The organism is Legionella sp. PATHC032 (assembly GCF_026191185.1).
GTDB lineage: Bacteria > Pseudomonadota > Gammaproteobacteria > Legionellales > Legionellaceae > Legionella.
This window is the reverse complement of record NZ_JAPHOV010000001.1, coordinates 3,024,114-3,048,872: the sequence shown is the minus strand read 5'-3', so window position 1 is coordinate 3,048,872 and position 24,759 is coordinate 3,024,114. Positions and strand designations below refer to the sequence as shown.

The following is a 24,759-nucleotide window of genomic DNA, read 5'->3' as shown; positions in this document are numbered from 1 at the left end:
TTGAAATCTTTCTGGAAAAAAAAGTCACTTGTCGGTATGATTTTTAAATTGGTTATTAGAGGATGGACAACTATGAGGTTGAATATTGCGCTTATCTTGTCTTTTTTTTCAGCCATGCTTTTTGCAATGGACGAGATGGATGAGCAACAAATTTTACAAAGAATTCAACCTGTTGGAAAAGTTCGTGTGCAAGAGGAACAAGGTAATAATGTAGAAGCTGGAGCGACTAAAACGACTATTGTTGATTCCAAGAGTAAAAAAGAACCAGGTCAAGATATATATGATAAATATTGCTCCGTGTGTCATAGGGACGGATTGGCTGGGGCACCTAAATTTCAATCGGAGACCGATTGGAAACCTCGTTTGGCAAGTAAAAAAATAGATGATTTACTCGCTTCTGCAATCAAGGGGCTGAATGCCATGCCAGCAAAAGGTACCTGTATGGACTGTTCTGATGCTGAATTAAAAGCCGCGATACAATATATGTTACCGAAATCATGAAAAAGCTTACTTATAGAAAAATACAATCTTTTCAGGCAATTATTACAGTATTTGTAATATTCGCTTCGTTTTATCTTGAATATGCTGTCGGACTACAACCATGTCCTTTGTGCTTGATGCAACGAATTTGTGTATTTATTTTGTTAGGTTTAATGGGTTTGTCTCTGCGAACCTTGAAAAAAGCACATATAGTAAGCTTGATGCAGTTTCTAGTCGCGTGTGCCGGGTTGTATTTCTCAATAAGACAATTGTGGTTGCAATCCTTACCATCTGACCAAGCCCCTGCATGCATGCCTGGGCTTGATGTATTAATTCAGTATTTTCCATGGCAAACAGTTGCTAAAGCCCTGTTTTGGGGGGCGGGGGATTGTGCTGAAGTGACTTGGACTATGTTTGGCATTTCTATGCCTGGATGGGCTGCCATGTATTTTATTTTTATGTCGATAATGGGGCTTTTTTTATTTTTTCGAACCCGTACGATTAATTAATTCCTGGCATTAAATGCGCGCTTTCGTTATCATTCTCTGCTTTATTTAGTTATTTCTGCGAATGAACACTTTTTCATGTGAGGTATTGTACCAGCATTCGGGTACTAAAGCTCGTGTTACACGTGTGGTTACGCCACATGGTGAATTTATAACGCCAGTATTTATGCCAGTAGGAACCCGTGCAGGGGTCAATAATATGATGCCGTCAGAACTATCTGCTGCGGGCACTCAAATTATTCTGGGGGGTAATACCTATCATATGCTATGTGCTCCTGGCATGGAAGTAATAGAAAATGCTGGAGGGATGCATCGGTTTATGGGTTGGCATGGCCCTATGTTAACCGACAGCGGTGGTTTTCAAGTTTTTAGTTTGTCCAAGAACAAGGAAATTTGTTCTATAGATGAATTTGGTGCTCATTTTAAATTGCCTGGCAGTAAAGGCATTATCCATATGACCCCGGAAATGTCTCTTGAGACCCAGAAAATAATTGGTGCCGATATTATTATGGCGTTTGATCAGTGTACCCCTGATAGCTGTTCTAAAGATGAAGTAAGTCAAATCATGTTGCGTACCCATAGGTGGCTAAAACAATCGATTGACTATCATCAGCAATATCCAAACTCTCGATACGGATATAAACAAGCTTTATTTGGTATTGTCCAAGGGGGAGTTTTTCAAGATTTACGTCGGGAAAGTGCCGATTTTGTTTCTGCAATGAATACGGATGGAATTGCAATAGGTGGAGAAACCGTAGGTTTTGATATGAATACTACGGTGGAGGTCATTCGTTGGGTGCATGAGTATCTTCCGGACAATAAGCCACGTTATACTATGGGGGTTGGGATGTCGCCTCAAGATCTGTTGGATGTGGTGGCAGAAGGTATCGATATGTTTGATTGTGTCGCACCAACACGTAATGCCCGGCATGGTGCTTTGTATTGTGGTAAATTAGTAAGAGAAGGGAATTGGCTAAAATTTCAAAGTGAACATGAAAATGAACGAATTCAAATAAAAAAATCATGTTTTGCTGATGATTTGGCACCTGTTATGGAAAGTTGTTCTTGTTATACTTGTCTTAATTATTCAAGGTCCTGTTTGCATCATTTATCAAAACAAAAAGCTAATTTATTTACTGCTCTGGCAAGTATCCATAATGTTCATGTTCTGCATGATGTTTGTAATCAAATGCGTCATTTGATAATAAATTCCTAAATTATTTAATATTAAGAGGTGAAATAATGGTTTTAATTTCTACATCCAAGGGAGATATTCATATTAAATTAGATACAGAAAATACCCCATTAACTGCAGAAAATTTCCTGAATTATGTGCGTAAAGGTTTTTATAATGACACGATTTTCCATCGCGTTATCGATGGCTTTATGATTCAAGGTGGCGGTTTGAATGCAAATATGGAGCAAAAAACAACGGCCTCTCCAATTGAAAATGAAGCAAAAAGAGCAAAACCCAACAAACGCGGAACCATAGCAATGGCTAGAACTATGGATCCCCATTCCGCGACAGCCCAATTTTTTATTAATGTTGCTGATAATGGTTTTCTGAATTACAGTGGCGAGCATCCACAAGGTTATGGTTACTGCGTGTTTGGTGAAGTAGTTGAAGGGATGGATGTGGTTGACGCTATTGCTAAAGTGAAAACAGGTCAACGAAATGGTCATGCTGATGTCCCTGTAGAAGAGATAAGCATCATTGAGGTGAGAGAATTGGTTTAGTGAGAAAATGCACTGCTGAAATAGTATAGGCTTTCCATGGCAAAAGAAGGGTTTTTTCTTTCATTGCATCCCCGGCGTGGAGAAGGGATCTTCGTTATACACTCGGGGAGCTACATTCGCAAAAAAGTGGGATTTTTCAGGAACAAGATGTCATGGGAGGCATCTTTGTTGAGACTAGCATGAATACCCAAGCATTCTTAATGAAAAATCACGTTATTTTTTTCGCTTCTTTATACTCTCTGAGTAATCAAAAATTGGAATTTCAATATGAAAAAAAATAGCCAATAAGCGGGCGGTAAAAATGCATAACAAAGTGATAATGATGTTTAAATTATGTGGGACATGAAAAAAGTCTAAAGTTATAAACAGGAGCGCGCCAGCCAGGGCAATAACAGCATATAATTCTTTTCTTAAAACCAAAGGAATGTCATTACATAAAATATCTCGCAACATTCCCCCACAAATCCCGGTAATCATGCCACTGAGTACCGCAACGCTTGGCGGCATACCATGGGCTAGAACTTTTTGTGTGCCAATAATAACAAACGTTGAGAGGCCAAGGGCATCAAGAATTAAGAATACTTTCATTATTCTAACCAGTGAATGAGCAATAAAAATGGTTAGAAAAGCACATACCGAGGTATATAAAAGGTACTCAGGGTGAGCTACCCAGGTCAGTGGATAAGTGTTAAATAATGTATCCCTGACGGTACCTCCTCCTAAAGCAGTGATAGAAGCGATAAGCAGGACTCCAAAAAAATCCATTTTTTTACGCCCCGCGGCCAATGCTCCTGTAATCGCTTCTACACAAATCCCCAGAATAAAAAGATAATGAAGTAACATATAATTTGCTGTCGCTTAAAAAGACAATGATAACACTAATAGTACAAATGAAGAAATGCTGTACTTCGACTAGAATTTAATAGTAAGGTTCCAATTATTTTGGCGGGAGCAAATTGATGAATAATGCGAGCGATAATCAACCACAAGAAGAGTTAACTCATTTTGACGAAAATACACCTCAGAGCATCATTCAATTAGATAGAAAGCTAAGGGAAATGAAAAGCGAAGTGGAGATGAAATTAAACGATCCCTCTTCATATAATGGGGATGATAAAGAGGTTTATTTTCAAAAATTATCAAAACTCTCTGAAGAAATAAATGAAGCGATCAAAAGTTTGAACGCTTTGTTTAAAATGGTTGATATTCAGGATGAAGAATTTAAAAAAGATTTTTATGAAAGTGATGTAATGAAAGAGTTTAATGAATCCGTGATAAAAAGTTTTGATAAATTGCCTGAATGAAAATAGATTTTAAAGACTCTTAAAATAAATGGTGAGAGGGTAAAACAGTTAAATGAACACCTTCTGCCATATTATTTGTCGCAGGAATAATCTAATAATTCTAATGCTTTTTCTAAATAATAAGCTATGAGCGGTTTTGAAAACAGATAATTTGTTAAATCGGGTAATAAATTACTTCTAGCTTCCTTATGAGCTTTGCTCCATTCTGCAATATCAAAATCACCCCTTCCAACATACATTAATGTCAACAAGTCAGTTTGCTGATTTGGATCGAGATTTTCTATCACATTTCTAACCTCTATATAGCTTAGATCATCAGCATGATCAGCTAAAATTTGCGACCAGTCGTATTCATATTCAGAGTCAGGAATTTGTTCACTAAATGTGACCTCTTCTTTTGCATGAAATTCTTTTGCTTTGTTAATGATAAAGCACACGGTTTCAGGGTTAATATTCAAAATATCCATATTGAGCATTTATTTCTCCCATTCGTCTTGTTTTAAGTATTAATATTAGGCGGTTTATTTGAAATTTAAACATAACTGATGATGAATGGTTGCCATATTGACATATCGCAATAATACGATATAATTAAAATATGAACGTAATAAATATATTAAAAGCGCTTTCTAATGAAAAGCGATTACAGATAGTCAGGTGGCTAAAAGAGCCAGATAAACATTTTAGCTCGCCGCATTGTGATGTGAGCAAAGATGGGGTTTGTGTTGGTTTAATCGAAAAAAAATCAGGCTTATCTCAATCCACAGTATCTCAATATTTATCACAATTACAGCAAGCTGGTTTGATATTCACTGAGCGTAGAGGTCAGTGGACCTATTGTAAAGCAAATGCACACCTAATTGATGAGTTTATAAAAGAATTGAAAGCTATGATTTAAAAAATTTTGCTTTAATAAATCGAATATTTGCAATATTCCAATATATTATTATGACATACAGGAGATTTATCATGTTTAACTCCGATTTAATTTTAAGTCCTTATCAGCTTAATGAGAAAATTACACTAAAGAACAGAGTCATTATGGCTCCTATGACTCGTAATATGGCTAACGATGATTTCAGTCCAACAAAACAGATGGCAGATTATTATGCTCGAAGGGCTGATGCCGGATTGATTATTACAGAGGGCACTATTATTAGCCCGGATGGGCAAGGCTATAGTAATGCTCCTGGAATATTTACGCAAACCCATATTGACGGTTGGAAAATGGTAACTGATGCTGTGCATGAGCAGGGAGGAAAAATATTTTTGCAAATTTGGCATGTCGGCAGAGTGTCTCATCCGATTTTTTTGAATGGTGCATTGCCGATTTCTGCTTCAGAAACCATGATGACAGGTAAGGTCAGGCGTGCCGATGCTCTTTATTATGGAAAATCAAGAGCAGCTACATTAGAGGAAATCAGCGAGTTAATCCAAAACTATGCGTTGGCTGCAAAAAGAGCAATGACAGCGGGGTTTGACGGGATAGAGATTCATGGTGCCAATGGTTATTTGATTGATCAGTTTTTACATTACCATACCAACCAACGTCATGATCATTATGGACAGTATCCAGAGAATATGGGGCGATTTGCGCTGGAAGTGGTAAAAGCCTGTATCAATGAAATAGGTGAGCAGTCTGTGGGATTGAGGCTTTCTCCGGGAGCCTATCTTAATGAAATTGTAGGAGATGAGCGAGATGCCATGGTATTCCAATATATATTGGAAGAATTGAATCACTATGGAATAGCTTATGTGCATACGGGTAATTTTGATGACGGTATTCAATTCAAAGAATTAGGGTTCAAAACGATGACTGAGTTTATGAGAACTCATTTTAAAGGAACCTTAATTGCTAGCGGCAGCTATAAGCTTTACCAGGCAAGAACAGATATTCAAAATAAAAAATACGATTTAATTGCTTTGGGAAGACCATTTATTGCTAATCCTGATTTAATGAATCGTATCAAGTTGAATGCGGATTTTATACCCTATGAAAACAGAATGTTGGAGACGTTGTTTTAGTTGCTTGAGCGGGGTATTAAATTACCCTTGCTTTCTGTATTACCAGAAAATTATCAAATATTTATGTCTTGGGAAGTAATTTTGATTTCACCATCGATTTGATTCGCAAAAATCAAAGTATATTCGGGGACTTCAAGCCAGGTGGTTGTGTTTTCAGTTAATGGTTCAGACGCAATAATAATGCTTGAGTTAATGGTGCCTCCTTTCATTTTGTATTCATTTTCATAAAGGCCATATCGTTCACCGTAGGTGTACCATAAAGAATGATAGGTGAAATGTGTCGATTGAGGAGCGTCTTTGGGTTTCCAGCCGTAATCTAAACAAAATCGGGTTGCGGCAATAAAATCACCATTGGTTAAAAAGAGATTAACTGGTGAGTTAATGACAATGTCGTTTTGTTGGCGTACCGACTTTAAAATTTTTAAAGTAGCAATCACAGCGTTTATTATTTCAGCAGCTTCGAAATTACCCTTGGGATTTTCTAATTGAGAGAGAAAAACAGCATAGATCCACTCGCTGTCAGTCGTTCCTTTAATGTATTTTCTGTATTCGGCTTTAACATATTTCAGTAGATCATAGCGCATGGTTTCAAAATTATAAAGCATACCATTATGTGCTAAAGCAATACTGCTCACTGGATAGAGAAATGGATGCACGTTTTGATCTGTAACTACTTGTTTATCATGATAGGAAACGCCACGCAGATGGGCGAGAAGGCAGTGCGGTGCTATTTTTTCTGCTAAATTATGTAAATTTTCATCGTAAAAAGGGAGCTTGGATGTTTTGTAGACATAGGCTTGTAAGGGGTTAATTGAATTCCTATCCCAGGCAGCCATACCAAAACCCGCCAGATTTAACAAATAAGGCAAGTATTTTGGATGATAACTCTGTTTAATAAAAGAGTTATCCGGTTTATAAAGTAGCTCTTCAACCACTGTGGGTTGCCCAAGGTAAGACAATATCCTGCACATAGCGCCTCACTGATTATATTTTTCTATGTTCAGTCGCACGTCCAATTTTTTTAAGGAACGAGCAAGGGAAATGATAGAACCACATATCAAATTAAATAGTTTGTACCAGATCATGGGTTTATTTTTTTGGTAATATTGAAGTTCGGTTTCAGATATTTTTAATAAAGTCGCTGATTCACAGGTCATAAATGTAATTGAAAATTTAGTGTCACTTAGAAAACAGGCCGTACTGGCAAACAACGAGTCAGGGCCAATAACAGACAATTTGGCAATTTTACTGTTTTGTATGACACTGGATTGAACCGCCCCATAAATCACTATATAACATACAGGTATGTTTTCATTCTCGTGTATCAATACACAATTTTTATTGGCGGTTAGAGGTATCGCGTGTTCAAGCAATTCATCGGTTTCATCTTGAGTAAAAGAGTGAAATAATGACTTTTTATAAATTTGGTCTTTATTAACTCCACTTTCTTCCAGGGTATGTGTTTTAGGTTGAGTGAAAGTCTGAATAACGCGTCCCAAAAAAGATAAGCTGTGCATATCAGAATGAGAAATGAAAGTAATGATTTTGTCGTGTAATTGTTTTAAACGGCCACAAGCCTGATAACCAATTTTTTTCATGATCTTATATTTGGCTTCAGGTGAAAAAGCAGACATCAGTTCAAAATAGGCAGAAGGAATAAATAAGCATGTCACATCATCTTTGGCAATAGCTGATGTGGCACTGGGTTCGTTGAGGAGAAAGGAAGTTTCTCCCAAAAAATCACCGGCAAGGCACGTTTCTATCTTGGTTATTCCTTTGCCTAAGGTTCTGGCAATCAAATCAACAGTTCCTTTTACAATGATATAAATACCCTTTATTCTATCACCTTGATTAAACACGATTTGATTGATGGAGAATGGTACAAGCGTACAGATTGCCAACATATTCTCCAGTTCTTGATATCCCAGAATATTGCCGAAAGCACTTTCCATTAATGGTTTGATTTCCAGGATTTTTTCTTTCGTATTTAAGAAGCTTGTGTTATCCATTTCCTGTCCTTTGAATCACTTAACCAGAGTTCACACTGTGCAGCTACCAACTTGGTAAATGAGCCGCCTTGTTTATAAATTTTATTTATGAGAACACTATCGTTTTGTTTGTTGATGACGTCATTATACAGTTCATCAATATATTCCCTGTTTCCAAGCCCATTAATGTACTGTTCAATTTTTTTTATTGTTTCAAGTATGTCATCCATGATAGGCGTAGGCTTGTCTTTATCAGTGATAGTTAATTCTCCTTCCAGGCCATGTCTGCTGGCTTGGAACCTGTTGTAATTATAGACATAGTATAAGTCGTGAGACAGCTGGGCAGGTTTTTCTTCGAGGAGATAGAGTGCCAATGCTTGAATATAAGCAGTAATCAGGATCGATTTTCTAAGAGTTAAAGGGGTGTCACAGACTCTTATTTCAATTGTACCAAGTTCTGGCTTTGGCCTAATATCCCAATAAAAATCTTTCATATTTTCAATGATCTTCCAACGATACATTTTGCGATAATAATCGGAGAATTCTTGCCAGTCTTTCAGATAGGGAATGACGCCACTTAATGGAAAAGCATTAAAAATAGTTGAGCGTGACGAACAATAATTTGTATTAATACCCAGATAGAACGGTGATGAAGCACTGATTGCAATAAAGTGAGGAACATATCTTGCCAGGGCATGAGTTAAATAAATGGCATCATCCCCTGTTGGACAACCGATATGAATATGTTGGCCAAAAACAGTAGCACGCTTGCTAAGATAACGATATTGGTTAAACTTTTTTTTGAATCGTTTCGAAGGAAAAATTTTTTGCATGGTCCATTGTTGAAATGGATGTGTCCCTCCTCCGCAAAAAGCAATATCAATGCTTGCAGCAGTTTCTATTAAAATTTTTTGTAGTTCTAATAGTTCGTCAAACATTTCTTTGGCTGACCGATGAATCGATGAGTTGATTTCAATCATGCTTTGCGTAATTTCCGGCTTAATCTGGTCGCGATAGCGCATGTTTTTTAAGGTTCTCATCAATTCTTTCGAGCGAGAAACCAGAGATAGTGAATTGCAATCAATAATCTGAAATTCCAATTCAGTTCCAATTGAAACAATTTTGGATTTTTTAAAAGATAATAATCTCATCCCTTTCTCTGATTATTATTTTCCTTGTTTAAGTATAGCAGATAGGTTTTGGGGATAGATGGTTGTTTATTCGGAATGGATATGAAGGTTTGTATTTTCCTCAAAATTATAAAAAACGATCAATAATTTAGTTTATTAGTTACTATTATGATGCAATTGATGTGGGAGATAAGCGCATTAATTTAATATTGCCATGTTATTACATGGAGAATGAATATTTGTTATTGTCGACTTTGAGTATGCCCTTATTTTGAAGGGAAGTTTTTTACTTGGACTATGAATGCCTAAACGTCTCATTAACAAGAATATCGATATATACAATTACCCAAATGAATTGGAGGATAATTTAGGTTCTATTTCACTGGGAGATTTGCATGGCAACGCAATCAAGCTTATCCACTTTCTTTTCCGTCATAAAATAATTAAATTTAAACCAGGGATTAGCAATTTCCACGAAGCTTACCAGCAATTTGTAACAATTTATGAACAATATGACGATATGGTTCAAGAATATTTGGAAATTCGTACGCTTCTTCAATTGATACAAATAAAAATAACGAACGCACAGCAAAGAATTTTAGATCTTGAGCAAAAATTATCGCCCGCCACAGATAATCAGAAAGAGTTCTCTCAGTCATTATTGCAACTTAAAAAATCAATAGACGCCAATTTACAAATGGCTGAAATGAATAAAGCTGGCCTGGAAGAAAAGTTAAGTGGGCTGAAAGCAAGATTACCCTCATGTATTGAGCGATTTAATAAGTTCATGGCCCAGATAGAAATCAATGATCTTAAAACGCTTATTCGATTGCTAGGCGATGAAGTGGCCGATCGGGGGAGTTGTGATTATTTCACTTTAAGAATACTGGACTTCCTTGTCCAAAATCAGGTAGCAATCAATGTCATTTTATCCAATCATGGGTACGAATTTATTCATGCTTATGAAAAACTTGTAATCGGCCAACCATTTAAACCCAAAGGCGATATTGGGGATATACAAATTAAATCGTTCTGGGGGCTCCAATTATTACTGGAACAATGTGTTATTACCCAAGAGGAGTTGAAAGGTTTAGTCGAAAGAACTTATAAACCAACTTTAAAAATTCTCGATTACTCTCTAAGTGAAGACGGGATTACCTTGTATAGTCATGCCCCCATACGATTTGATAGCATTCGGTGGGCCGCTGCTCAGTTGGGTTTCTCTTATGATGATTCGACCAAAGAAGCATTGGCTGAAACCATAGATCAAATGAATACCCAATTGCAAATTTATATGAAGAATAACATGCTGCATTTGTTATTTGAGAATAGTGAAATTAGCGATCCAACCAATATGACTGATGAAGAGAGAAAAGCATCGCCTTTAATTTATTTAATATGGAATCGCTGGAATGAAAGCAAAGAAGCAGAAAATGCCCGACCTGGAAGACACAATGGTTATTCTATCGCTTATGTTCATGGACATGATCCTTTTCAAAGCCGATTGATTTATGTATACAATCTGGATACATTGTGTGGAAAAGACTCGAGAAAAAATGAACAAGAACAAATTAACAAGGCCTTCCAGTTTATAACTGAAAATCGGCACACCCATGTGGATAAAACAGCAAGTGAAAGCTTTCTTCGCAACATATCAAGATATAAAGTGCTGGATTCGGATGAATACATGTTGAAACCAAAAATCTCTAAGAAGTCACCTGAAGGGGTAACAGATGTTCTCGATTGTAAAATTAAGGAGAATTTAATAAAACTGGGCTTGCTTGGAAAACCAAAAGTCGTATCAGGTGCGCTGAGTGCAGACCAGAATATCTCTATTCCTAACCAGGCATCTCTGGGTAAATGACCGATTTTCTATGCGCGGTTTGGGCTACGATATCCAAGTCCTAAAAGTATTCCTATTCAACCTGAGTTAATCATCAAATGTTGCGAAGGGTAATCTTCGTAATAACTAAACAATGGGTGCAGCAGATTCGAGCAGTATTGTCCTATTTTGTAAAAATCTTCTTGATGAGTAGAAAATACCTCGCGAGTAAAGGCACAGGATTTGTGGCTTGCTATTGAATAAATGACATAATTTTCATTCATTTTGGTAGCCAAGGATAAACCGATGGGGAATCCATGTTTAATTTGTTTAAGATAATATAGCTCATCGTAGTGCTTTATATTATAGAGGCTGTGCCAATCATTTTGAGTACATAATTTAAACCACTTGGGATTATAGGTTAGGTCATATTGCCAAAGAAAACTGTTAAATAAATTAAATTCCATGGCAGGAGTAGAGGACAGAGTCAGCAATTGATTGTGCTTGTTAATACGTGTCAAGGCAATATGATGAATGTCATGTATGCCTAATACGTCTCTAAAGACCTTGGATACTTTACTTTTAAAGGCAAAGAGGCTCTCTAAAAGTTGAGAGTGGGGCACTATCTCTTTTTGGCTATTTTCCATGAAAATTTCTTACTCTACATTCCTTGTGAGTGTCTAAAATGGCTCACTGAAGAGATAGCCAAATCAATAATTTTTTTGGACTGCTCTTCGGTAGCATTGATCAGACTAATATCATTGATCAAATCGATCAAAAAGTCAGACACCTCATCTTCCACGAGTTCACGATTATATAGACAAGCCGCCTTTGTGAAAATATGGTGGAGTAAATTTTTGCTTATCGTGATGCGTTCCTGAGATGTTCCAGAATCATTATGAGTTTCACCAAACAAAAGCCATCCTGGCGAAATATTTAGTTTCGATGCAATTTCTATGAGTTTGGCAGGCTCGGGAATGGCTTCTCCACGAAGGTATTTTCTGCATATTTGCAAAGAGTAACCTGTCATTTCAGCTAATTTATGAATACATACTCCAGATGGAGAGCGTTGGGAATTATGCCCTGCTGCAATCATGGCATCACGCAAGCGGTAAGCAAACTGTTTTGTTAAGTTAACTTTTTCCATATCGGAGTAATAATATTAAGATATTAAAAGGTGGGAAAAGTGTAGCAAAGGGTAGCTAAACCTGCAAATACACCCATTTAAAATAAACCAATGGTTTCTATTGGAAACTAAATATTGATTTTTTGTCTATTATTATTATAATAGGCATTGGAACGTTATAATACGTTTCCTTAAGTCCAAACATCGGACGCTGATGTTACTTGAAGGAACAAGTATCAAAGAGCAGTCCAATCAATAGGAAAAGTGGTTTAACCATAGCGGTTAACCTCGCATTGTATGGCTTGAATGAAACCCTTCATTCGGGCCATTTCTAAGTTTTAATGGGTGACATTTTCTAGATGTTTGGGTTATTTAGAAAGCAGAACACAGATTCTGATAATGGTAATCTTAGCAGTTTATGACGGCTGTTTTTTCCTTTAATTAGGTCGATTCGTGTTTTTGGAATTTTAAAAAATTGGGACATGAAGAATAGCAGCTCATTATTCGCCTCTCCTTCCTGTGGTTTGGCATGGAGTGCAATATGCAACCTATCATCAGAAATGGCTATGAGTTGTGTCTTCTTGGCGTTCGGTTTGGCATAAATAGCTATTTCTACATGGGAATCTATGATTTTAAACCACATAATATTTTATAAGCTAACGAGGGCTTTATAATTTTACCTTGTTCTCAACAGAGTTGGAATTGGCATTTCATGTTCTTTACTCTTCTTGCCCTGATATATTTTGGGGAAAGCAAGAGTGTGTTGCGGCTTGGTTGAGGTTGGTAGCATTTAGAAAAGATTTAAAAGGCAAGATTGATATGCCCAGATCATCCAAAGATTTTAACACCAGCTTATCTTGTCTTTCCATTAGATAAAAATGATATGGTTTGGATGATTGCATTTCCAGGAATCTTATGTATATAATTCATGCCAATTTTCATTCAGGTTGAATTATAGGCACGTAGCTCAGTGGTAGAGCACCACCTTGACATGGTGGTGGTCGGTGGTTCGATCCCACTCGTGCCTACCATAATTCCTGGATTTCTAGTAGAATCTCTAATTGGTAAACTGCTGCACTGAATTATTAAAGGTTTGAACCCTGCCATGCAGGGTTTTTTTTTAACAAGAACCTGAAAGATGGAAAGACGGATAAGATTATGCCAAATGTTAAATTACCAGATGGAAATGTAAAACATTTTGAAGCGCCTCTCACTGTTTATGATGTGGCACATCACATTAGTCCTGGATTAGCTAAAGCAGCGATAGCAGGTCGTGTCGATGGCGTCTTGGTGGATACATCCTATCTTATAAAAGAAGACTGCTCTTTGATTATCGTAACCGAGAAACATGAAGACAGTCTTGAAGTAATCAGGCATTCTACCGCCCATTTATTAGCCCAGGCTGTAAAAGCGTTATTTCCATCAGCTCAAGTGACTATAGGTCCTGTAATAGAAGACGGATTTTATTATGATTTTGCTTTTGAGCGCTCGTTTACTCCCGATGATTTGAGCTTAATTGAAGCGAAGATGTATGAACTGGCAAAGGCTAATCTTGTAATCACTCGTCGGGAATCGCCCAGAAATGAAGCAATACAATACTTTAAGGGATTGGGAGAAGAATATAAGGCAAAAATTATCGCTGATATACCTGAAAGTGAAGTTCTCTCTCTCTATAGACAAGGTGATTTTGAAGACTTGTGTCGAGGCCCACATGTCCCTTCCACTGGGTTTTTAAAAGCATTTAAATTGACAAAAGTAGCTGGTGCTTATTGGCGGGGTGACTCAAATAACGAAATGTTGCAGCGAATTTACGGTACTGCCTGGACTGATAAGAAATCCCTGGAAGAATATTTGTTTCGTTTGGAAGAGGCAGAAAAGCGTGACCATCGTAAGTTAGGTAAAGCATTGGATTTGTTTCATTTTCAGGATATTGCTCCGGGGATGGTTTTTTGGCATCCCAAAGGATGGACTATTTATCAAGAGCTGGAGCATTACATGCGAAATCGCCTGGTCGATTTTGGCTATCAGGAAATTAGGACGCCGCAATTAGTAGATAGGGCTTTATGGGAGAAGTCCGGTCACTGGGCGAACTTTAGGGATGAAATGTTTGTTACTGAAACAGAGAATCGGCATTATGCAGTAAAGCCTATGAGTTGTCCCTGCCACGTTCAAGTTTATAATCATGGTTTGAAAAGTTACAGAGATCTTCCTCTCAGGCTATCTGAATTTGGAAATTGTCATCGCTGTGAGCCATCAGGGGCACTACATGGGTTAATGCGAGTACGCAATATGGTGCAGGATGATGCTCATATTTTTTGCACTGAGGATCAGATTCAATCTGAAGTGGCTATGATGCTGGAGTTAGTGCAATCCGTATATAAGGACTTTGGGTTTACTGAAATAAAATACCGATTGGCTTTGCGCCCTGAAAAACGAGTCGGTTCAGATGACGTTTGGGATAAGGCGGAAACCGCCCTTAAACTAGCTATGCAGGGAAGAAATATTGAGTGGGTGGATGCGCCTGGAGAAGGAGCATTTTATGGACCTAAAATTGAATGCTCTCTCTCTGATTGTTTAGGTAGAATTTGGCAGTGCGGAACGATTCAAGTGGATTTCTCTATGCCTGCACGCCTTGAGGCAAGTTATGTTGCTGAAGATGGAAGCAAGCAAACACCGGTCATGTTGCATAGAGCCATTTTGGGTTCTCTCGAACGCTTTATGGGGATATTAATCGAGCATTATGCGGGTAAATTGCCATTATGGTTATCCCCCGTGCAAGCAGTTGTGCTTACTATTAGTGAGAAGCAGAATGAATATGCCGAAAAAGTGAGTAAAATTTTGCAAAAAAGAGGGATCCGCGCCAATTTTGACTTGAGAAATGAAAAGATTGGATTTAAAATTCGCGAGCATACTTTACAAAAAATTCCTTATTTATTGGTTGTGGGCGATAAAGAAGTTGAAAATTGTCAGGTAGCTGTTCGCACTCGAGATGGCGTTGACCTGGGTGTGATGACAATAGATACAATTTGTGATACCTTAACGCAAGAAATTATCCGTAAAGGATCAATATAAATAAACGAACTGGAGGATTAAACCATTAGTGCACCAACTAAGCGTGAAAATGATCGCGCACGAATTAATGAACAGATCACTGTACCTGAGGTACGCTTAATTGATGTCGATGGTAACCAGGCAGGAATTGTGTCAACGCGAGAAGCGCTAAGGGCAGCAGAAGAAAGCGGCTTGGATTTGGTAGAAATATCTCCAACAGCCAAACCTCCTGTTTGCCGTATTATGGATTATGGTAAGTTTCTCTTTGAACTGAGTAAAAAGCAAGCTGAAGCAAGAAAGAAGCAAAAACAAATTCAGGTCAAAGAATTAAAATTCCGTCCTACGACGGAAGATGGAGATTATCAGGTCAAGCTACGCAACCTGATCCGTTTCCTCAATCATGGTGATAAGGTCAAAATCACATTGCGTTTTCGTGGTCGTGAAATGGCTCATCAAGAACTCGGTATGAAGATTTTGGAACGTTTGCAAGCCGACACGGCTGATGTAGCCATAGTGGAGCAGCATGCAAAACGTGAAGGAAGACAATTACTGATGGTATTATCACCCAAAAAAACCAAGTAACGAATGCGGAGTATATTGTTATGCCGAAGTTAAAGTCACATCGTGGAGCAGCTAAGCGCTTCCGAAAGACAGCGAGTGGAGCGATTAAACGTCGCGGCGCTTATAGAAATCATATCCTCACTAAAAAATCTACTAAGCAAAAGCGTCATTTGCGTGTAGAAGCAGGTACTTTGAAGCCATGCGATGCGCGTTTGGCTGAACGTATGTTGCACGGTAGTTAACGGGGAGATTGAACAATGCCAAGAGTAAAACGTGGTGTGACAGCAAAAGCGCGTCACAAGAAAATTTTAGACCAAGCCAAAGGTTATTATGGAGCCCGTAGCCGTACCTATCGAGTTGCCAAACAGGCTGTAATTAAAGCCGGTCAATACGCATACCGAGATAGACGGCAGAAAAAGCGACAATTCCGTGCTTTATGGATTACTCGTATCAATGCTCAAGCTCGCGAATGTGGTTTATCCTACAGCCGCTTGATTGATGGTTTGAAAAAAGCTTCCATTGAGCTGGATAGAAAAATCCTGGCTGATATGGCGGTTCATGATAAAGTTGCTTTTGCTGCTATTGCAGAACAAGCCAAAGCAGCTCTAGCTGGTTAATTTTCAGCCTGCTTTATTTGTTATTGCCTCCCGTCTATAAATCTCAATTCGGAAAAGCAATCTTAAATAAAAGCCGGCTTGTAAAATAAAATTATTGAGGAGGCTAAGGCCTCCTTTTTACTTGTGGGTAGAACTATGTTGGTAATTATAAACACCATACAAGAACAAGCTTCAGAAGCAATCAAACAAGCCACGGATATAGCTGCTCTTGAACAAATTCGTGTTGATTTCTTGGGCAAAAAAGGCAAGCTCACAGAATTGCTAAAAGGGCTTGCTAATTTGTCTGCAGAGGAAAAACCCAAGGTAGGTCAATTGGTCAATCAAGCAAAGCAGGGGATTAGTGCTTTGATTGAAACTAAAATGATCGAATTGAAAGAGAAGCAATTATTAGCCAAGCTGGCAGGAGAGCAAATCGATGTTACTCTTCCAGGTCGTAATCATTCCACAGGTTCCCTACATCCTGTTACTCAGGTAAAGCATAGAATTAATGATTATTTTAGTCGTTTAGGATTTGATATTGTTGAAGGTCCTGAAATTGAAACAGAATTTTATAATTTTGAAGCATTAAATATTCCTGGCCATCATCCTGCACGTGCCATGCACGATACGTTTTATTTTGGAGATGGACGCTTGCTCAGGACGCACACCTCTCCTGTACAAATCAGAACAATGGAGCAGTGTAAGCCGCCGTTTCGTTTAATTGCTCCTGGGCGAGTTTATCGTTGTGATTCGGATGTAACACATACCCCTATGTTTCATCAAGTGGAAGGATTACTCATCGATAAGCAAGCGACTTTGGCTGGGTTAAAGGGCCTGTTGCAAGATTTCTTCGCTTATTTTTTTGGTCGGGAATTAGCCTTAAGATTTAGACCTTCCTATTTCCCTTTTACCGAACCTTCTGCAGAAGTCGATATAGAGTGTACTCAATGTAATGGTAAGGGTTGCCGTTCTTGCAAGTTTACAGGGTGGCTCGAGGTGTTGGGTTGTGGTATGGTCCACCCTAACGTTTTAATCGCTGTGAACATCGATCCGAATGAGTATCATGGATGGGCTTTTGGTATGGGTATGGACAGATTAGCAATGCTTTATTATGGAATAGATGATTTGCGTATGTTATTTGAAAATGATTTAACTTTTTTACGACAGTTTTGACCATTATAAAAAGAATGTATCCTGGATTTTATTTTTATGTTTCTTTTGATTGTCTTACATCTAGCACATAGATAATACAGATCAGACCAAATTGTAATCCGGGATAATTTCCGTAAATACTGGAAATCTTGAGTCAAATGAACAGTTACAGAGATGAGGACTTTAAATGAAAGTAAGTAAGTTATGGTTACGTGAGTGGGTTAACTTCTCATTAACTGAACAAGAGCTGGCTGAGCAATTGACCATGGCTGGCTTAGAAGTCGATGCAGTGAATCCTGTGGCTGGCCAATTCACCCATGTTATTATTGCTGAAGTCCTAAATACCAAGCCTCATCCTGATGCTGATAAATTAACTTTATGTGAAGTGAATATCAATAGAGACAAACCGTTGAAAATTGTTTGTGGTGCAGCTAATGTGAGACCTGGTTTGAAGGTTGCCCTAGCCATGATTGGAGCACACTTGCCTGGCGGTTTGCAAATCAAGGAATCCAAATTGCGCGGGGAATTATCTCAGGGCATGTTGTGTTCTGCAACAGAACTGGGATTAGCAGAACATTCCGAGGGGATAATGGAGTTGAGTGATGATGCACCTATTGGGATGGATTTGCGTGAGTACCTTGCTCTTGATGATCATGTTTTTGATATCGATTTGACTCCTAATCGTGCGGATTGCTTTAGTATTTTAGGAGTCGCTCGGGAAGTAGCTGTTCTCAATAAATTGCCTTTAATTGAACAGCCAATAACCACAGTGCCTCCAGCGATTGATGATGGTCTTCGAGTAAATTTAATCCATTCCGAGGCATGTCCCCGGTATTGCGGTCGAATTATTCGTAATTTAAATCTTGAAGCAAAAACGCCATTATGGATGGCCGAGCGCTTACGTCGAGGCGGCATTAGAACGTTGCACCCTGTAGTGGATGTGATGAATTATGTCATGCTCGAGCTTGGACAACCCATGCATGCTTTTGATTTATCAAAAATTAACGGTGAAGTTAATGTACGTTATAGTACTTCAGGCGAGCAATTAGAATTATTGGATGGGCAAGAAGTTGTCTTAAATGACACAGTATTGGTGATTGCTGATAAAGAAAAGCCTCTGGCTATGGCTGGAATAATGGGAGGAGCTAGTAGCGCAGTTCAAGAGCATACACAACATGTTTTTCTGGAAAGCGCCTATTTTAATCCGGTGACAATTGCCGGGGTTGCCCGAAAATATGGTTTATTCAGTGATTCATCGCAACGATTCGAACGGGGAGTAGACCCTTGTTTGCAATCGAAAGCGCTCGAAAGAGCGACGGAATTGATTTTATCAATTTCAGGAGGTGAACCTGGGCCAGTGATAGAATCTTTTGACAAAAAGTTTTTACCAGGCACCGTTTCCTTTTTATTTGATACGACAAAAGTGAAAAAGTTAACGGGGTTGTCCATCCCTGTGAATGAAATGAAAAATTTACTGGAAGGCTTAGGTGTTGTCATCACCAAAGAAACAAATCATTTTTTTGAGGTCACCATTCCTTCTCATCGAGTAGATTTACAACAAGATGCTGATTTGGTTGAAGAAATTATTCGGTTATATGGCTATGACAAGTTACAGGCTCAGCCAATGCAAACATCAGTACAAGCCGGTTTAATCAGTGCCAAGGAAAAAATTGCGACACAAGTTTCATCGTGGTTTAGTGCCAAGGGTTATCATGAAACCATCAGTTATAGTTTTGTCGATCCTGAGCTGCAGGAAGCGCTTTACCCACAAAAGGAATTTATGGAATTGCTTAATCCAATTTCCTCTGAATTATCGCAAATGCGCGCGGGAATGTGGCCAGGCTTAATTGCATCCATGATTTATAATAGCCACAGACAACAAACTGCAGTGAAATTTTTTGAAATAGGCGTGGTTTTTGATCTGGACGGAGGGCAACTAAAAGAACGTTCATGCATTGCGGGCTTGTTAATGGGGGAGCAGGGTAATTTGAACTGGAGTGAGTCTACCCGTTTATTTGATTTTTATGATTTAAAAGGGGATTTACAATCTTTGTTTGCTTCATTGAGGCTGGATGATGTTGAATTTATTCAATCATCTCATCATGCGCTTCACCCCGGCCAGTCAGCCCAGATTGTGATTAATGGCAAACATTCGGGCTGGATAGGTGTGTTACATCCTCGCTTGTCGGATGCCTTTGATCTTGACCAGGATGTGGTTTTATTTGAATTGAATCTTGAATCATTAATCAATCCGATTATCCCTCTGTACAAGCCTATTTCCAAATATCCACAAATACGGAGAGATTTATCTTTCGTGGTTGATAGACAGATAAGTGCCATGCAGATTGAGCGCGTTATTAGAAATACAGTAAAAGAGGATTGGTTAAAATCATTTGACGTATTTGACGTGTACATGGGTAAAGGTATCCCAGAAGATAAAAAAAGTATTGCTGTGGCTATGACACTTCAGGATGATACTCGAACATTAGTTGATGCCGAGATCAATTTAGTAATTAGTGCTATAATCAAGAAACTGGAAAATGAATTTTCAATCCTTTTGAGGGAATGATCGTGAACGCACTAAGCAAAGCAATAATGGCAGAAACGTTGTGTGACGAATTAAAATTAAATAAACCAGTTGCTAAAGAAATGGTTGAAAATTTTTTTGAAGAATTACGTCATGCTCTTGAAAATGGTCAGCATGTGAAATTATCCGGTTTTGGTAATTTTACTTTAAGAGATAAACCACAAAGACCTGGTCGCAATCCAAAGACAGGTGAAGAAATTCCTGTGGAAGCCAGAAGAGTTGTTACTTTTAAACCGGGTTTGAAATTAAAAACAAAAATTGAAAAAATAGGAAAGTAGTTTGTTATCGCATTACACCAAGCATGTATTCATATGTACGAATCAGAAAGCGCCGGGTAAGCAGTGTTGTGCTAACTCTGGCGGAGAAGAATTTTTTGATTTCATGAAGTCAAAGTTGTTAGAATTTGATTTGCATGGCCCTGGAAAAATCCGGGTCAGCAAATCAGGATGTCTTGGACGATGTAGCTCTGGTCCTTGCATCGTTATTTATCCAGAAGGAGTTTGGTATACTTATTCTTCCTTTGAAGATATTGAACAAATCATCAAAAATCACTTAATTGATGGTGAGATAGTAGAGCCACTTCTGCTAGACAAATAATTATTTTGGGAAATAAACTTTTTTGTGCTTTCCCGGCACAAAAAGGCTTTTGATAAAATGAAACGTTGGTTAATGCTGAGCGATTAGTCAGGCCCAGTCTCTCTTAATGACAGAAAGAGATGAAAATGCGTATCAGGGTTTTCTGTTGATTCAGTATGAGCTTACGTCAATAAGATGAAAAATACTTCACATTTAGTCATTAATCTGATGTTTTTATTGAGATTTGATTAATTGTATATATTTTTTTATCCATTTTACTTGTAGGTTGTTTCTGTTTTGGTTAAAATCGCCCGTCCATGATAGAAAGATTACCAATTGAGGCGGTTCGGAGTTTATTTAATGAAGACATTTAGTGCAAAAGGCAATGAAGTCAAGCGTGACTGGTTTGTTGTCGATGCCAGTGAAAAAGTTTTGGGTCGCTTAGCCACAGAGATTGCTCGTCGTTTACGTGGCAAGCATAAAGCTGAGTATACCCCCCATGTTGATACCGGCGATTACATTATAGTCACTAATGCAGAAAAGGTTATTGTGACTGGTCGCAAGTTTAAAAACAAAATGTATCATCATCATACAGGGTTTCCTGGAGGGATCAAATCGACATCCTTTGAAAAATTACAGGATAAAAATCCAACAAAAATTATTGAGCTTGCTGTAAAAGGCATGTTGCCCAAAAACCCGTTAGGTAGAGAGATGTATCGCAAGTTGAAAGTATATGCTGGCAGCGAACATCCACATACTGCGCAGCAACCGAAGCAACTTGAGATTGAGGAATAAGTATAATGGCTGAAATGAAGCAATATTATGGCACCGGCCGTAGAAAAAGTTCAATTGCACGTGTGTTTTTACGTCCTGGAAAAGGTGATATTAAAGTAAATGACAGAACTTTGCAGGAATATTTCTGTCGAGAAACATCATGCATGATTGTAATGCAACCTTTGGAAACAGTTGATCTTCTTAATAAGTTTGATGTATACATTACTGTAACTGGTGGTGGCATATCTGGCCAAGCGGGAGCTGTTCGTTTGGGAATAGCAAGAGCATTGGTTGCTTATGATGAAGACGGTTTAGCCGAAGGAGCTGAGTCAAGTCCTGATTCGTTCCGTCGCAAGCTGAGAGCGCGTGGTTTATTAACTCGCGACTCAAGACGTGTAGAACGAAAGAAAGTGGGTCTGCACAAAGCACGCCGAGCTACTCAGTACTCCAAGCGCTAATTCTATTATTTTTTCCCAAGCCTCGTTTTATACGGGGCTTTTTTTTATTTTCTAAGAAATAAGTTATTCAACCGTTTGAAAAATTGTTATTCTTTGTTATAACTAACGGGAGTTATAATTAGGCGAACTGAATCCAGTTCATAGACCATAATCAGGATGATTAAGCAGTGAGCGAAATGACTGATCTCAATCAGGATGTAAGTAATCACAATCAAGACGAACAATTGGATGAAGAGCGGCGTCGTTTTTTGTTGCATACTACCTGTGTCTTAGGTGGAGTAGGTGCCGCATGCGCCTTAACTCCTTTTATTACTTCCTGGTTACCAAGCTCTAAAGCACAAGCAGCAGGTGCCCCAGTTAAAGTTGATGTCAGTAGAATGGAGCCTGGTGAGCAAGCTATCATTGAATGGCGTGGTAAACCAGTATGGATAATTAAACGAAGCAAGGACATGCTTAACCAATTACAAAAAGAAGATGAGTCTCAACTAAGGGATCCGGATTCTTTGGTGGATCAACAACCAGAATATGCGCAAAATAAATATCGCTCCATTAATCCTGAGTTTTTGGTTTTAATAGGTATTTGTACTCATTTGGGTTGTTCCCCCAAATACAAACCTAATCTTGGTGAGTTAGGGCCTGATTGGCCAGGCGGCTTTTTTTGCCCATGTCATGGGTCAATGTTTGATCTTTCAGGCAGAGTATTTAAGGGTGTTCCTGCCCCTATCAATTTGGAAGTACCACCTTATCATTTTTTAGATGAAAACACCATTCTGATAGGTGAGGATGCAAAATAAGGATTAAGGCATGAATGGGTTAGTCAATTGGTTAGATGAACGTTTCCCTCTTGTTAGCACTTGGAAAGCACATTTCAGTAATTATTATGCGCCTAAGAATTTTAATTTTCTTTATTTTTTTGGATCTTTAGCACTGATAGTTTTAGTTAATCAAATCATTACTGGTTTATGGCTAACTATGTTTTATACGCCAAACGCAGAGCAGGCGTTCTCTTCAGTTGAATTCATTATGCGGGACATTAATTTTGGCTGGCTGCTCCGTTATATGCATTCCACAGGAGCTTCTGCTTTTTTTATTGTTATCTATTTGCATATGTTTAGGGGGTTGCTTTATGGTTCTTATCAGAAACCAAGGGAGTTAGTTTGGTTATTGGGAATGTTTTTATATCTCTTGTTAATGGCAGAAGCATTCTTTGGTTATTTATTACCATGGGGACAAATGTCTTACTGGGGTGCCGAAGTGATTACTTCCTTATTTGGGGCTATACCTTACATTGGCAAAGGTCTTGTTGTATGGTTGAGGGGTGATTATTCCGTTGCAAATCCGACGTTGCAGCGATTTTTTGCGCTGCATGTCATAGGGATACCCATTTTAATGCTCATCCTTGTGTTTTTACATATTGTAGCTTTGCATAAAGTAGGTTCAAACAACCCGGAAGGGATTGATATCAAGAAGACCCTGGATAAGGATGGAAAGCCTTTGGATGGAATACCCTTTCATCCTTATTATACTGTGAAAGATTTTGTAGGTATCATAGTCTTTTCAATTTTATTTTTTGCGGTTGTCTTTTTTGCCCCGGAGATGGGGGGGTATTTTTTAGAGCATGCTAATTTTGTACCCGCTAACCCAATGGTGACCCCAGACCATATTGCTCCCGTTTGGTATCTCGCTCCTTTTTATGCCATTTTAAGGGCTATTCCTGATAAGCTAATTGGGGTAGTGTGTATGGCAGCTGCCATATTATTACTTTTCTTTTTGCCCTGGCTCGATAAAAGTAAGGTGCGTTCTGTAAGATATAAAGGAATATTTTCCAGAATAAGTATTACCTTGTTTGCGTTGAGTTTTCTACTTTTAGGGTATTTGGGTACAACTCCGGTTACACCAGTAAGGTTGTTTTTAGCTCGAATTGCTGCTGTTATTTATTTTTCTTACTTTATCTTGATGCCTGTTTATAGTCGTTTTGAAAAAAACCGACCAGTACCTACACGGATAGGTGAAAAATGATGAAAATAAAGGTGTTATTAATTGCTGCCTTGGCTCTTTTAATGTCAAACGCTGCTTTTACAGAAAACTTAACCATGGATTCTGTAGCTGTTGATATAAACGATAAAGAGAGTTTGCAAAGAGGGGCAAAAATGTTTATGAATTATTGCTCTGGATGCCATTCTCTCAAATACATGCGTTATAACCGCATGGCCCAGGATCTTGGATTAACTACTTTTGATGGTGAGATCGCTGAAGATTTATTAAAAAATAACTTAATTTTTACCCAAGCCAATATTTATGATCCCATTCAAATAGCCATGTCGCCTGAAGATGCCAAGCAATGGTTTGGTATGGTTCCTCCCGATCTGTCCTTAAGCGCGCGGGATAGGGGGCCTGTTTGGATATATAATTATTTGAAAAGTTTTTACAGCGACCCTTCCAGACCTTTTGGCGCTAATAATTTATTAATACCTGATGTTGCTATGCCTAATGTTTTGGAACCATTGATTGGAAAAGTTATTTTGATCAAAAACAAAAACTCGCATGCAAATGATTTATTAGTGGTAAAACGAGGTGAGATGTTTGAAGGCCAGTTTGATAGCGCATTGCGGGATCTAGTGAATTTTTTGGTTTATGTAGGTGAGCCTGCCAAGTTAATCCGTTATAAATTAGGAATTTTTGTTCTTTTGTTCTTCTGTATTTTCCTTATAGCAGCTTATTCACTGAAGAAAGCTTATTGGAAACAATTAAAATAGGAATAAGCCGGCTACTCAGCCTTGTAAAAAGTGCTCCTTTTTTGCCTTTTATACAAGGTTGAATCTCAAATGGCTACCTTTGTACAAGAAAATATATCTGGTTTCTTGTATCGAATTCACGCTAAAATAA

29 protein-coding genes and 1 tRNA gene are annotated in these 24,759 nt (G+C 38.2%); 22 read left to right on the top strand and 8 right to left on the bottom strand.

Annotated elements, in window-relative coordinates; translation table 11 throughout:
• Positions 1 to 72: 72 nt before the first annotated feature.
• The 4 genes from OQJ02_RS13630 to OQJ02_RS13615 all read left to right on the top strand — a co-directional run bounded on the left by OQJ02_RS13630 (position 73) and on the right by OQJ02_RS13615 (position 2,723).
• Positions 73 to 501 carry a c-type cytochrome gene (locus tag OQJ02_RS13630; RefSeq protein ID WP_265719531.1) on the top strand — a complete coding sequence of 143 codons (429 nt, stop codon included), beginning with the start codon at positions 73 to 75 and terminating at the stop codon, positions 499 to 501.
• Entirely contained in the window at positions 498 to 989 is a 492-nt protein-coding gene (locus OQJ02_RS13625) for a disulfide bond formation protein B (RefSeq protein WP_265719530.1), read from the top strand. Before OQJ02_RS13630 ends, OQJ02_RS13625 begins: the two co-directional genes overlap by 4 nt.
• A gap of 61 nt (positions 990 to 1,050) precedes the next feature.
• Complete coding sequence (gene tgt, locus OQJ02_RS13620) at positions 1,051 to 2,202, top strand: tRNA guanosine(34) transglycosylase Tgt (RefSeq protein WP_265719529.1); 1,152 nt, start codon at positions 1,051 to 1,053, stop codon at positions 2,200 to 2,202.
• Positions 2,203 to 2,228: 26 nt separating this feature from the next.
• Positions 2,229 to 2,723, top strand: a complete 495-nt coding sequence (locus OQJ02_RS13615; protein ID WP_027222869.1) for a peptidylprolyl isomerase — start codon at positions 2,229 to 2,231, stop codon at positions 2,721 to 2,723.
• A gap of 213 nt (positions 2,724 to 2,936) precedes the next feature.
• Here the strand turns inward: OQJ02_RS13615 and OQJ02_RS13610 are convergent, their stop codons facing one another.
• The gene (locus OQJ02_RS13610; protein WP_265719528.1) at positions 2,937 to 3,566 is read right to left on the bottom strand and encodes a trimeric intracellular cation channel family protein; all 630 of its coding nucleotides are present in this window, start codon (positions 3,564 to 3,566) and stop codon (positions 2,937 to 2,939) included.
• Positions 3,567 to 3,682: 116 nt separating this feature from the next.
• Here OQJ02_RS13610 and OQJ02_RS13605 point away from each other — a divergent pair, with 116 nt between their 5' ends.
• Positions 3,683 to 4,027, top strand: coding sequence for a hypothetical protein (locus OQJ02_RS13605; RefSeq protein WP_265719527.1), 345 nt, complete (start codon positions 3,683 to 3,685; stop codon positions 4,025 to 4,027).
• A gap of 71 nt (positions 4,028 to 4,098) precedes the next feature.
• Here OQJ02_RS13605 and OQJ02_RS13600 read toward each other — a convergent pair whose 3' ends face one another.
• A complete protein-coding gene (locus OQJ02_RS13600; protein ID WP_265719526.1) occupies positions 4,099 to 4,503 on the bottom strand; it encodes a DUF3775 domain-containing protein in 405 nt (134 codons plus the stop codon).
• 122 nt (positions 4,504 to 4,625) lie between these two features.
• Here OQJ02_RS13600 and OQJ02_RS13595 point away from each other — a divergent pair, with 122 nt between their 5' ends.
• Together OQJ02_RS13595 and OQJ02_RS13590 are read left to right on the top strand one after the other, a co-directional pair.
• The gene (locus tag OQJ02_RS13595; protein ID WP_265719525.1) at positions 4,626 to 4,925 is read left to right on the top strand and encodes an ArsR/SmtB family transcription factor; all 300 of its coding nucleotides are present in this window, start codon (positions 4,626 to 4,628) and stop codon (positions 4,923 to 4,925) included.
• A 71-nt stretch (positions 4,926 to 4,996) separates the two neighbouring features.
• Positions 4,997 to 6,052 (top strand): alkene reductase, encoded by a 1,056-nt coding sequence (locus OQJ02_RS13590; protein ID WP_265719524.1) that lies wholly within the window; start codon positions 4,997 to 4,999, stop codon positions 6,050 to 6,052.
• A gap of 53 nt (positions 6,053 to 6,105) precedes the next feature.
• Here the strand turns inward: OQJ02_RS13590 and OQJ02_RS13585 are convergent, their stop codons facing one another.
• From OQJ02_RS13585 to OQJ02_RS13575, 3 genes are read right to left on the bottom strand one after another with little or no spacing between them, the layout of a single operon-like run.
• A complete protein-coding gene (locus OQJ02_RS13585; protein WP_265719523.1) occupies positions 6,106 to 7,023 on the bottom strand; it encodes a class II glutamine amidotransferase in 918 nt (305 codons plus the stop codon).
• Between the two features lie 6 nt (positions 7,024 to 7,029).
• Positions 7,030 to 8,061: a cyclic nucleotide-binding domain-containing protein gene (locus OQJ02_RS13580; RefSeq protein WP_265719522.1), complete on the bottom strand. Its 1,032-nt coding sequence runs from the start codon at positions 8,059 to 8,061 to the stop codon at positions 7,030 to 7,032.
• Entirely contained in the window at positions 8,040 to 9,191 is a 1,152-nt protein-coding gene (locus OQJ02_RS13575; protein ID WP_265719521.1) for a YbdK family carboxylate-amine ligase, read from the bottom strand. The genes OQJ02_RS13580 and OQJ02_RS13575 overlap by 22 nt, the downstream gene beginning before the upstream one ends.
• Positions 9,192 to 9,471: 280 nt before the next feature.
• On the opposite strand from OQJ02_RS13575, the gene wip reads away from it, so the two are divergent.
• Positions 9,472 to 11,034, top strand: a complete 1,563-nt coding sequence (wip, locus tag OQJ02_RS13570) for a Dot/Icm T4SS effector Wip (RefSeq protein ID WP_265719520.1) — start codon at positions 9,472 to 9,474, stop codon at positions 11,032 to 11,034.
• Between the two features lie 56 nt (positions 11,035 to 11,090).
• On the opposite strand, the gene OQJ02_RS13565 is transcribed toward wip, so the two are convergent.
• The 3 genes from OQJ02_RS13565 to OQJ02_RS13555 form a co-directional block, all read right to left on the bottom strand.
• Positions 11,091 to 11,639, bottom strand: a complete 549-nt coding sequence (locus OQJ02_RS13565; RefSeq protein WP_265719519.1) for a hypothetical protein — start codon at positions 11,637 to 11,639, stop codon at positions 11,091 to 11,093.
• Positions 11,640 to 11,653: 14 nt separating this feature from the next.
• Positions 11,654 to 12,139, bottom strand: a complete 486-nt coding sequence (locus OQJ02_RS13560) for a helix-turn-helix domain-containing protein (protein ID WP_265719518.1) — start codon at positions 12,137 to 12,139, stop codon at positions 11,654 to 11,656.
• 334 nt (positions 12,140 to 12,473) lie between these two features.
• Positions 12,474 to 12,761 carry a DUF167 domain-containing protein gene (locus tag OQJ02_RS13555; RefSeq protein WP_265719517.1) on the bottom strand — a complete coding sequence of 96 codons (288 nt, stop codon included), beginning with the start codon at positions 12,759 to 12,761 and terminating at the stop codon, positions 12,474 to 12,476.
• 313 nt (positions 12,762 to 13,074) lie between these two features.
• Here OQJ02_RS13555 and OQJ02_RS13550 point away from each other — a divergent pair.
• From OQJ02_RS13550 to OQJ02_RS13485, 14 genes are all read left to right on the top strand, one after another.
• Positions 13,075 to 13,149, top strand: a tRNA-Val gene (locus OQJ02_RS13550).
• A 127-nt stretch (positions 13,150 to 13,276) separates the two neighbouring features.
• Positions 13,277 to 15,190, top strand: a complete 1,914-nt coding sequence (thrS, locus tag OQJ02_RS13545) for a threonine--tRNA ligase (RefSeq protein ID WP_265719516.1) — start codon at positions 13,277 to 13,279, stop codon at positions 15,188 to 15,190.
• A gap of 24 nt (positions 15,191 to 15,214) precedes the next feature.
• Positions 15,215 to 15,751 carry a translation initiation factor IF-3 gene (infC, locus tag OQJ02_RS13540; RefSeq protein WP_011216580.1) on the top strand — a complete coding sequence of 179 codons (537 nt, stop codon included), beginning with the start codon at positions 15,215 to 15,217 and terminating at the stop codon, positions 15,749 to 15,751.
• A gap of 20 nt (positions 15,752 to 15,771) precedes the next feature.
• Complete coding sequence (gene rpmI, locus OQJ02_RS13535) at positions 15,772 to 15,972, top strand: 50S ribosomal protein L35 (RefSeq protein ID WP_011216579.1); 201 nt, start codon at positions 15,772 to 15,774, stop codon at positions 15,970 to 15,972.
• 15 nt (positions 15,973 to 15,987) lie between these two features.
• Positions 15,988 to 16,347, top strand: coding sequence for a 50S ribosomal protein L20 (gene rplT, locus OQJ02_RS13530; RefSeq protein ID WP_010948412.1), 360 nt, complete (start codon positions 15,988 to 15,990; stop codon positions 16,345 to 16,347).
• Between the two features lie 135 nt (positions 16,348 to 16,482).
• Complete coding sequence (gene pheS / locus OQJ02_RS13525; protein WP_265719515.1) at positions 16,483 to 17,499, top strand: phenylalanine--tRNA ligase subunit alpha; 1,017 nt, start codon at positions 16,483 to 16,485, stop codon at positions 17,497 to 17,499.
• Positions 17,500 to 17,665: 166 nt separating this feature from the next.
• Positions 17,666 to 20,047 carry a phenylalanine--tRNA ligase subunit beta gene (gene pheT, locus OQJ02_RS13520; RefSeq protein ID WP_265719514.1) on the top strand — a complete coding sequence of 794 codons (2,382 nt, stop codon included), beginning with the start codon at positions 17,666 to 17,668 and terminating at the stop codon, positions 20,045 to 20,047.
• Between the two features lie 2 nt (positions 20,048 to 20,049).
• Positions 20,050 to 20,343, top strand: coding sequence for an integration host factor subunit alpha (locus OQJ02_RS13515; RefSeq protein WP_011216576.1), 294 nt, complete (start codon positions 20,050 to 20,052; stop codon positions 20,341 to 20,343).
• A 1-nt stretch (position 20,344) separates the two neighbouring features.
• The gene (locus OQJ02_RS13510) at positions 20,345 to 20,662 is read left to right on the top strand and encodes a (2Fe-2S) ferredoxin domain-containing protein (RefSeq protein ID WP_265719513.1); all 318 of its coding nucleotides are present in this window, start codon (positions 20,345 to 20,347) and stop codon (positions 20,660 to 20,662) included.
• A gap of 339 nt (positions 20,663 to 21,001) precedes the next feature.
• The gene (rplM, locus tag OQJ02_RS13505; protein WP_061483764.1) at positions 21,002 to 21,436 is read left to right on the top strand and encodes a 50S ribosomal protein L13; all 435 of its coding nucleotides are present in this window, start codon (positions 21,002 to 21,004) and stop codon (positions 21,434 to 21,436) included.
• 5 nt (positions 21,437 to 21,441) lie between these two features.
• Positions 21,442 to 21,873 (top strand): 30S ribosomal protein S9, encoded by a 432-nt coding sequence (gene rpsI, locus OQJ02_RS13500; protein WP_265719512.1) that lies wholly within the window; start codon positions 21,442 to 21,444, stop codon positions 21,871 to 21,873.
• Positions 21,874 to 22,049: 176 nt separating this feature from the next.
• Positions 22,050 to 22,667 (top strand): ubiquinol-cytochrome c reductase iron-sulfur subunit, encoded by a 618-nt coding sequence (petA, locus tag OQJ02_RS13495; RefSeq protein WP_265719843.1) that lies wholly within the window; start codon positions 22,050 to 22,052, stop codon positions 22,665 to 22,667.
• 10 nt (positions 22,668 to 22,677) lie between these two features.
• A complete protein-coding gene (locus OQJ02_RS13490; protein WP_265719511.1) occupies positions 22,678 to 23,892 on the top strand; it encodes a cytochrome b in 1,215 nt (404 codons plus the stop codon).
• A complete protein-coding gene (locus OQJ02_RS13485; RefSeq protein ID WP_265719510.1) occupies positions 23,889 to 24,629 on the top strand; it encodes a cytochrome c1 in 741 nt (246 codons plus the stop codon). Before OQJ02_RS13490 ends, OQJ02_RS13485 begins: the two co-directional genes overlap by 4 nt.
• Positions 24,630 to 24,759 lie beyond the last annotated feature (130 nt).

Coding starts and splice junctions, on each gene's coding strand:
- OQJ02_RS13630 (WP_265719531.1), top strand. CDS start 73: ATGAGGTTGAATATTGCGCTTATCTTGTCTTTTTTTTCAGCCATGCTT.
- OQJ02_RS13625 (WP_265719530.1), top strand. CDS start 498: ATGAAAAAGCTTACTTATAGAAAAATACAATCTTTTCAGGCAATTATT.
- tgt (WP_265719529.1), top strand. CDS start 1,051: ATGAACACTTTTTCATGTGAGGTATTGTACCAGCATTCGGGTACTAAA.
- OQJ02_RS13615 (WP_027222869.1), top strand. CDS start 2,229: ATGGTTTTAATTTCTACATCCAAGGGAGATATTCATATTAAATTAGAT.
- OQJ02_RS13610 (WP_265719528.1), bottom strand. CDS start 3,566: ATGTTACTTCATTATCTTTTTATTCTGGGGATTTGTGTAGAAGCGATT.
- OQJ02_RS13605 (WP_265719527.1), top strand. CDS start 3,683: ATGAATAATGCGAGCGATAATCAACCACAAGAAGAGTTAACTCATTTT.
- OQJ02_RS13600 (WP_265719526.1), bottom strand. CDS start 4,503: ATGCTCAATATGGATATTTTGAATATTAACCCTGAAACCGTGTGCTTT.
- OQJ02_RS13595 (WP_265719525.1), top strand. CDS start 4,626: ATGAACGTAATAAATATATTAAAAGCGCTTTCTAATGAAAAGCGATTA.
- OQJ02_RS13590 (WP_265719524.1), top strand. CDS start 4,997: ATGTTTAACTCCGATTTAATTTTAAGTCCTTATCAGCTTAATGAGAAA.
- OQJ02_RS13585 (WP_265719523.1), bottom strand. CDS start 7,023: ATGTGCAGGATATTGTCTTACCTTGGGCAACCCACAGTGGTTGAAGAG.
- OQJ02_RS13580 (WP_265719522.1), bottom strand. CDS start 8,061: ATGGATAACACAAGCTTCTTAAATACGAAAGAAAAAATCCTGGAAATC.
- OQJ02_RS13575 (WP_265719521.1), bottom strand. CDS start 9,191: ATGAGATTATTATCTTTTAAAAAATCCAAAATTGTTTCAATTGGAACT.
- wip (WP_265719520.1), top strand. CDS start 9,472: ATGCCTAAACGTCTCATTAACAAGAATATCGATATATACAATTACCCA.
- OQJ02_RS13565 (WP_265719519.1), bottom strand. CDS start 11,639: ATGGAAAATAGCCAAAAAGAGATAGTGCCCCACTCTCAACTTTTAGAG.
- OQJ02_RS13560 (WP_265719518.1), bottom strand. CDS start 12,139: ATGGAAAAAGTTAACTTAACAAAACAGTTTGCTTACCGCTTGCGTGAT.
- OQJ02_RS13555 (WP_265719517.1), bottom strand. CDS start 12,761: ATGTGGTTTAAAATCATAGATTCCCATGTAGAAATAGCTATTTATGCC.
- thrS (WP_265719516.1), top strand. CDS start 13,277: ATGCCAAATGTTAAATTACCAGATGGAAATGTAAAACATTTTGAAGCG.
- rpmI (WP_011216579.1), top strand. CDS start 15,772: ATGCCGAAGTTAAAGTCACATCGTGGAGCAGCTAAGCGCTTCCGAAAG.
- rplT (WP_010948412.1), top strand. CDS start 15,988: ATGCCAAGAGTAAAACGTGGTGTGACAGCAAAAGCGCGTCACAAGAAA.
- pheS (WP_265719515.1), top strand. CDS start 16,483: ATGTTGGTAATTATAAACACCATACAAGAACAAGCTTCAGAAGCAATC.
- pheT (WP_265719514.1), top strand. CDS start 17,666: ATGAAAGTAAGTAAGTTATGGTTACGTGAGTGGGTTAACTTCTCATTA.
- rplM (WP_061483764.1), top strand. CDS start 21,002: ATGAAGACATTTAGTGCAAAAGGCAATGAAGTCAAGCGTGACTGGTTT.
- rpsI (WP_265719512.1), top strand. CDS start 21,442: ATGGCTGAAATGAAGCAATATTATGGCACCGGCCGTAGAAAAAGTTCA.
- petA (WP_265719843.1), top strand. CDS start 22,050: ATGACTGATCTCAATCAGGATGTAAGTAATCACAATCAAGACGAACAA.
- OQJ02_RS13490 (WP_265719511.1), top strand. CDS start 22,678: ATGAATGGGTTAGTCAATTGGTTAGATGAACGTTTCCCTCTTGTTAGC.
- OQJ02_RS13485 (WP_265719510.1), top strand. CDS start 23,889: ATGATGAAAATAAAGGTGTTATTAATTGCTGCCTTGGCTCTTTTAATG.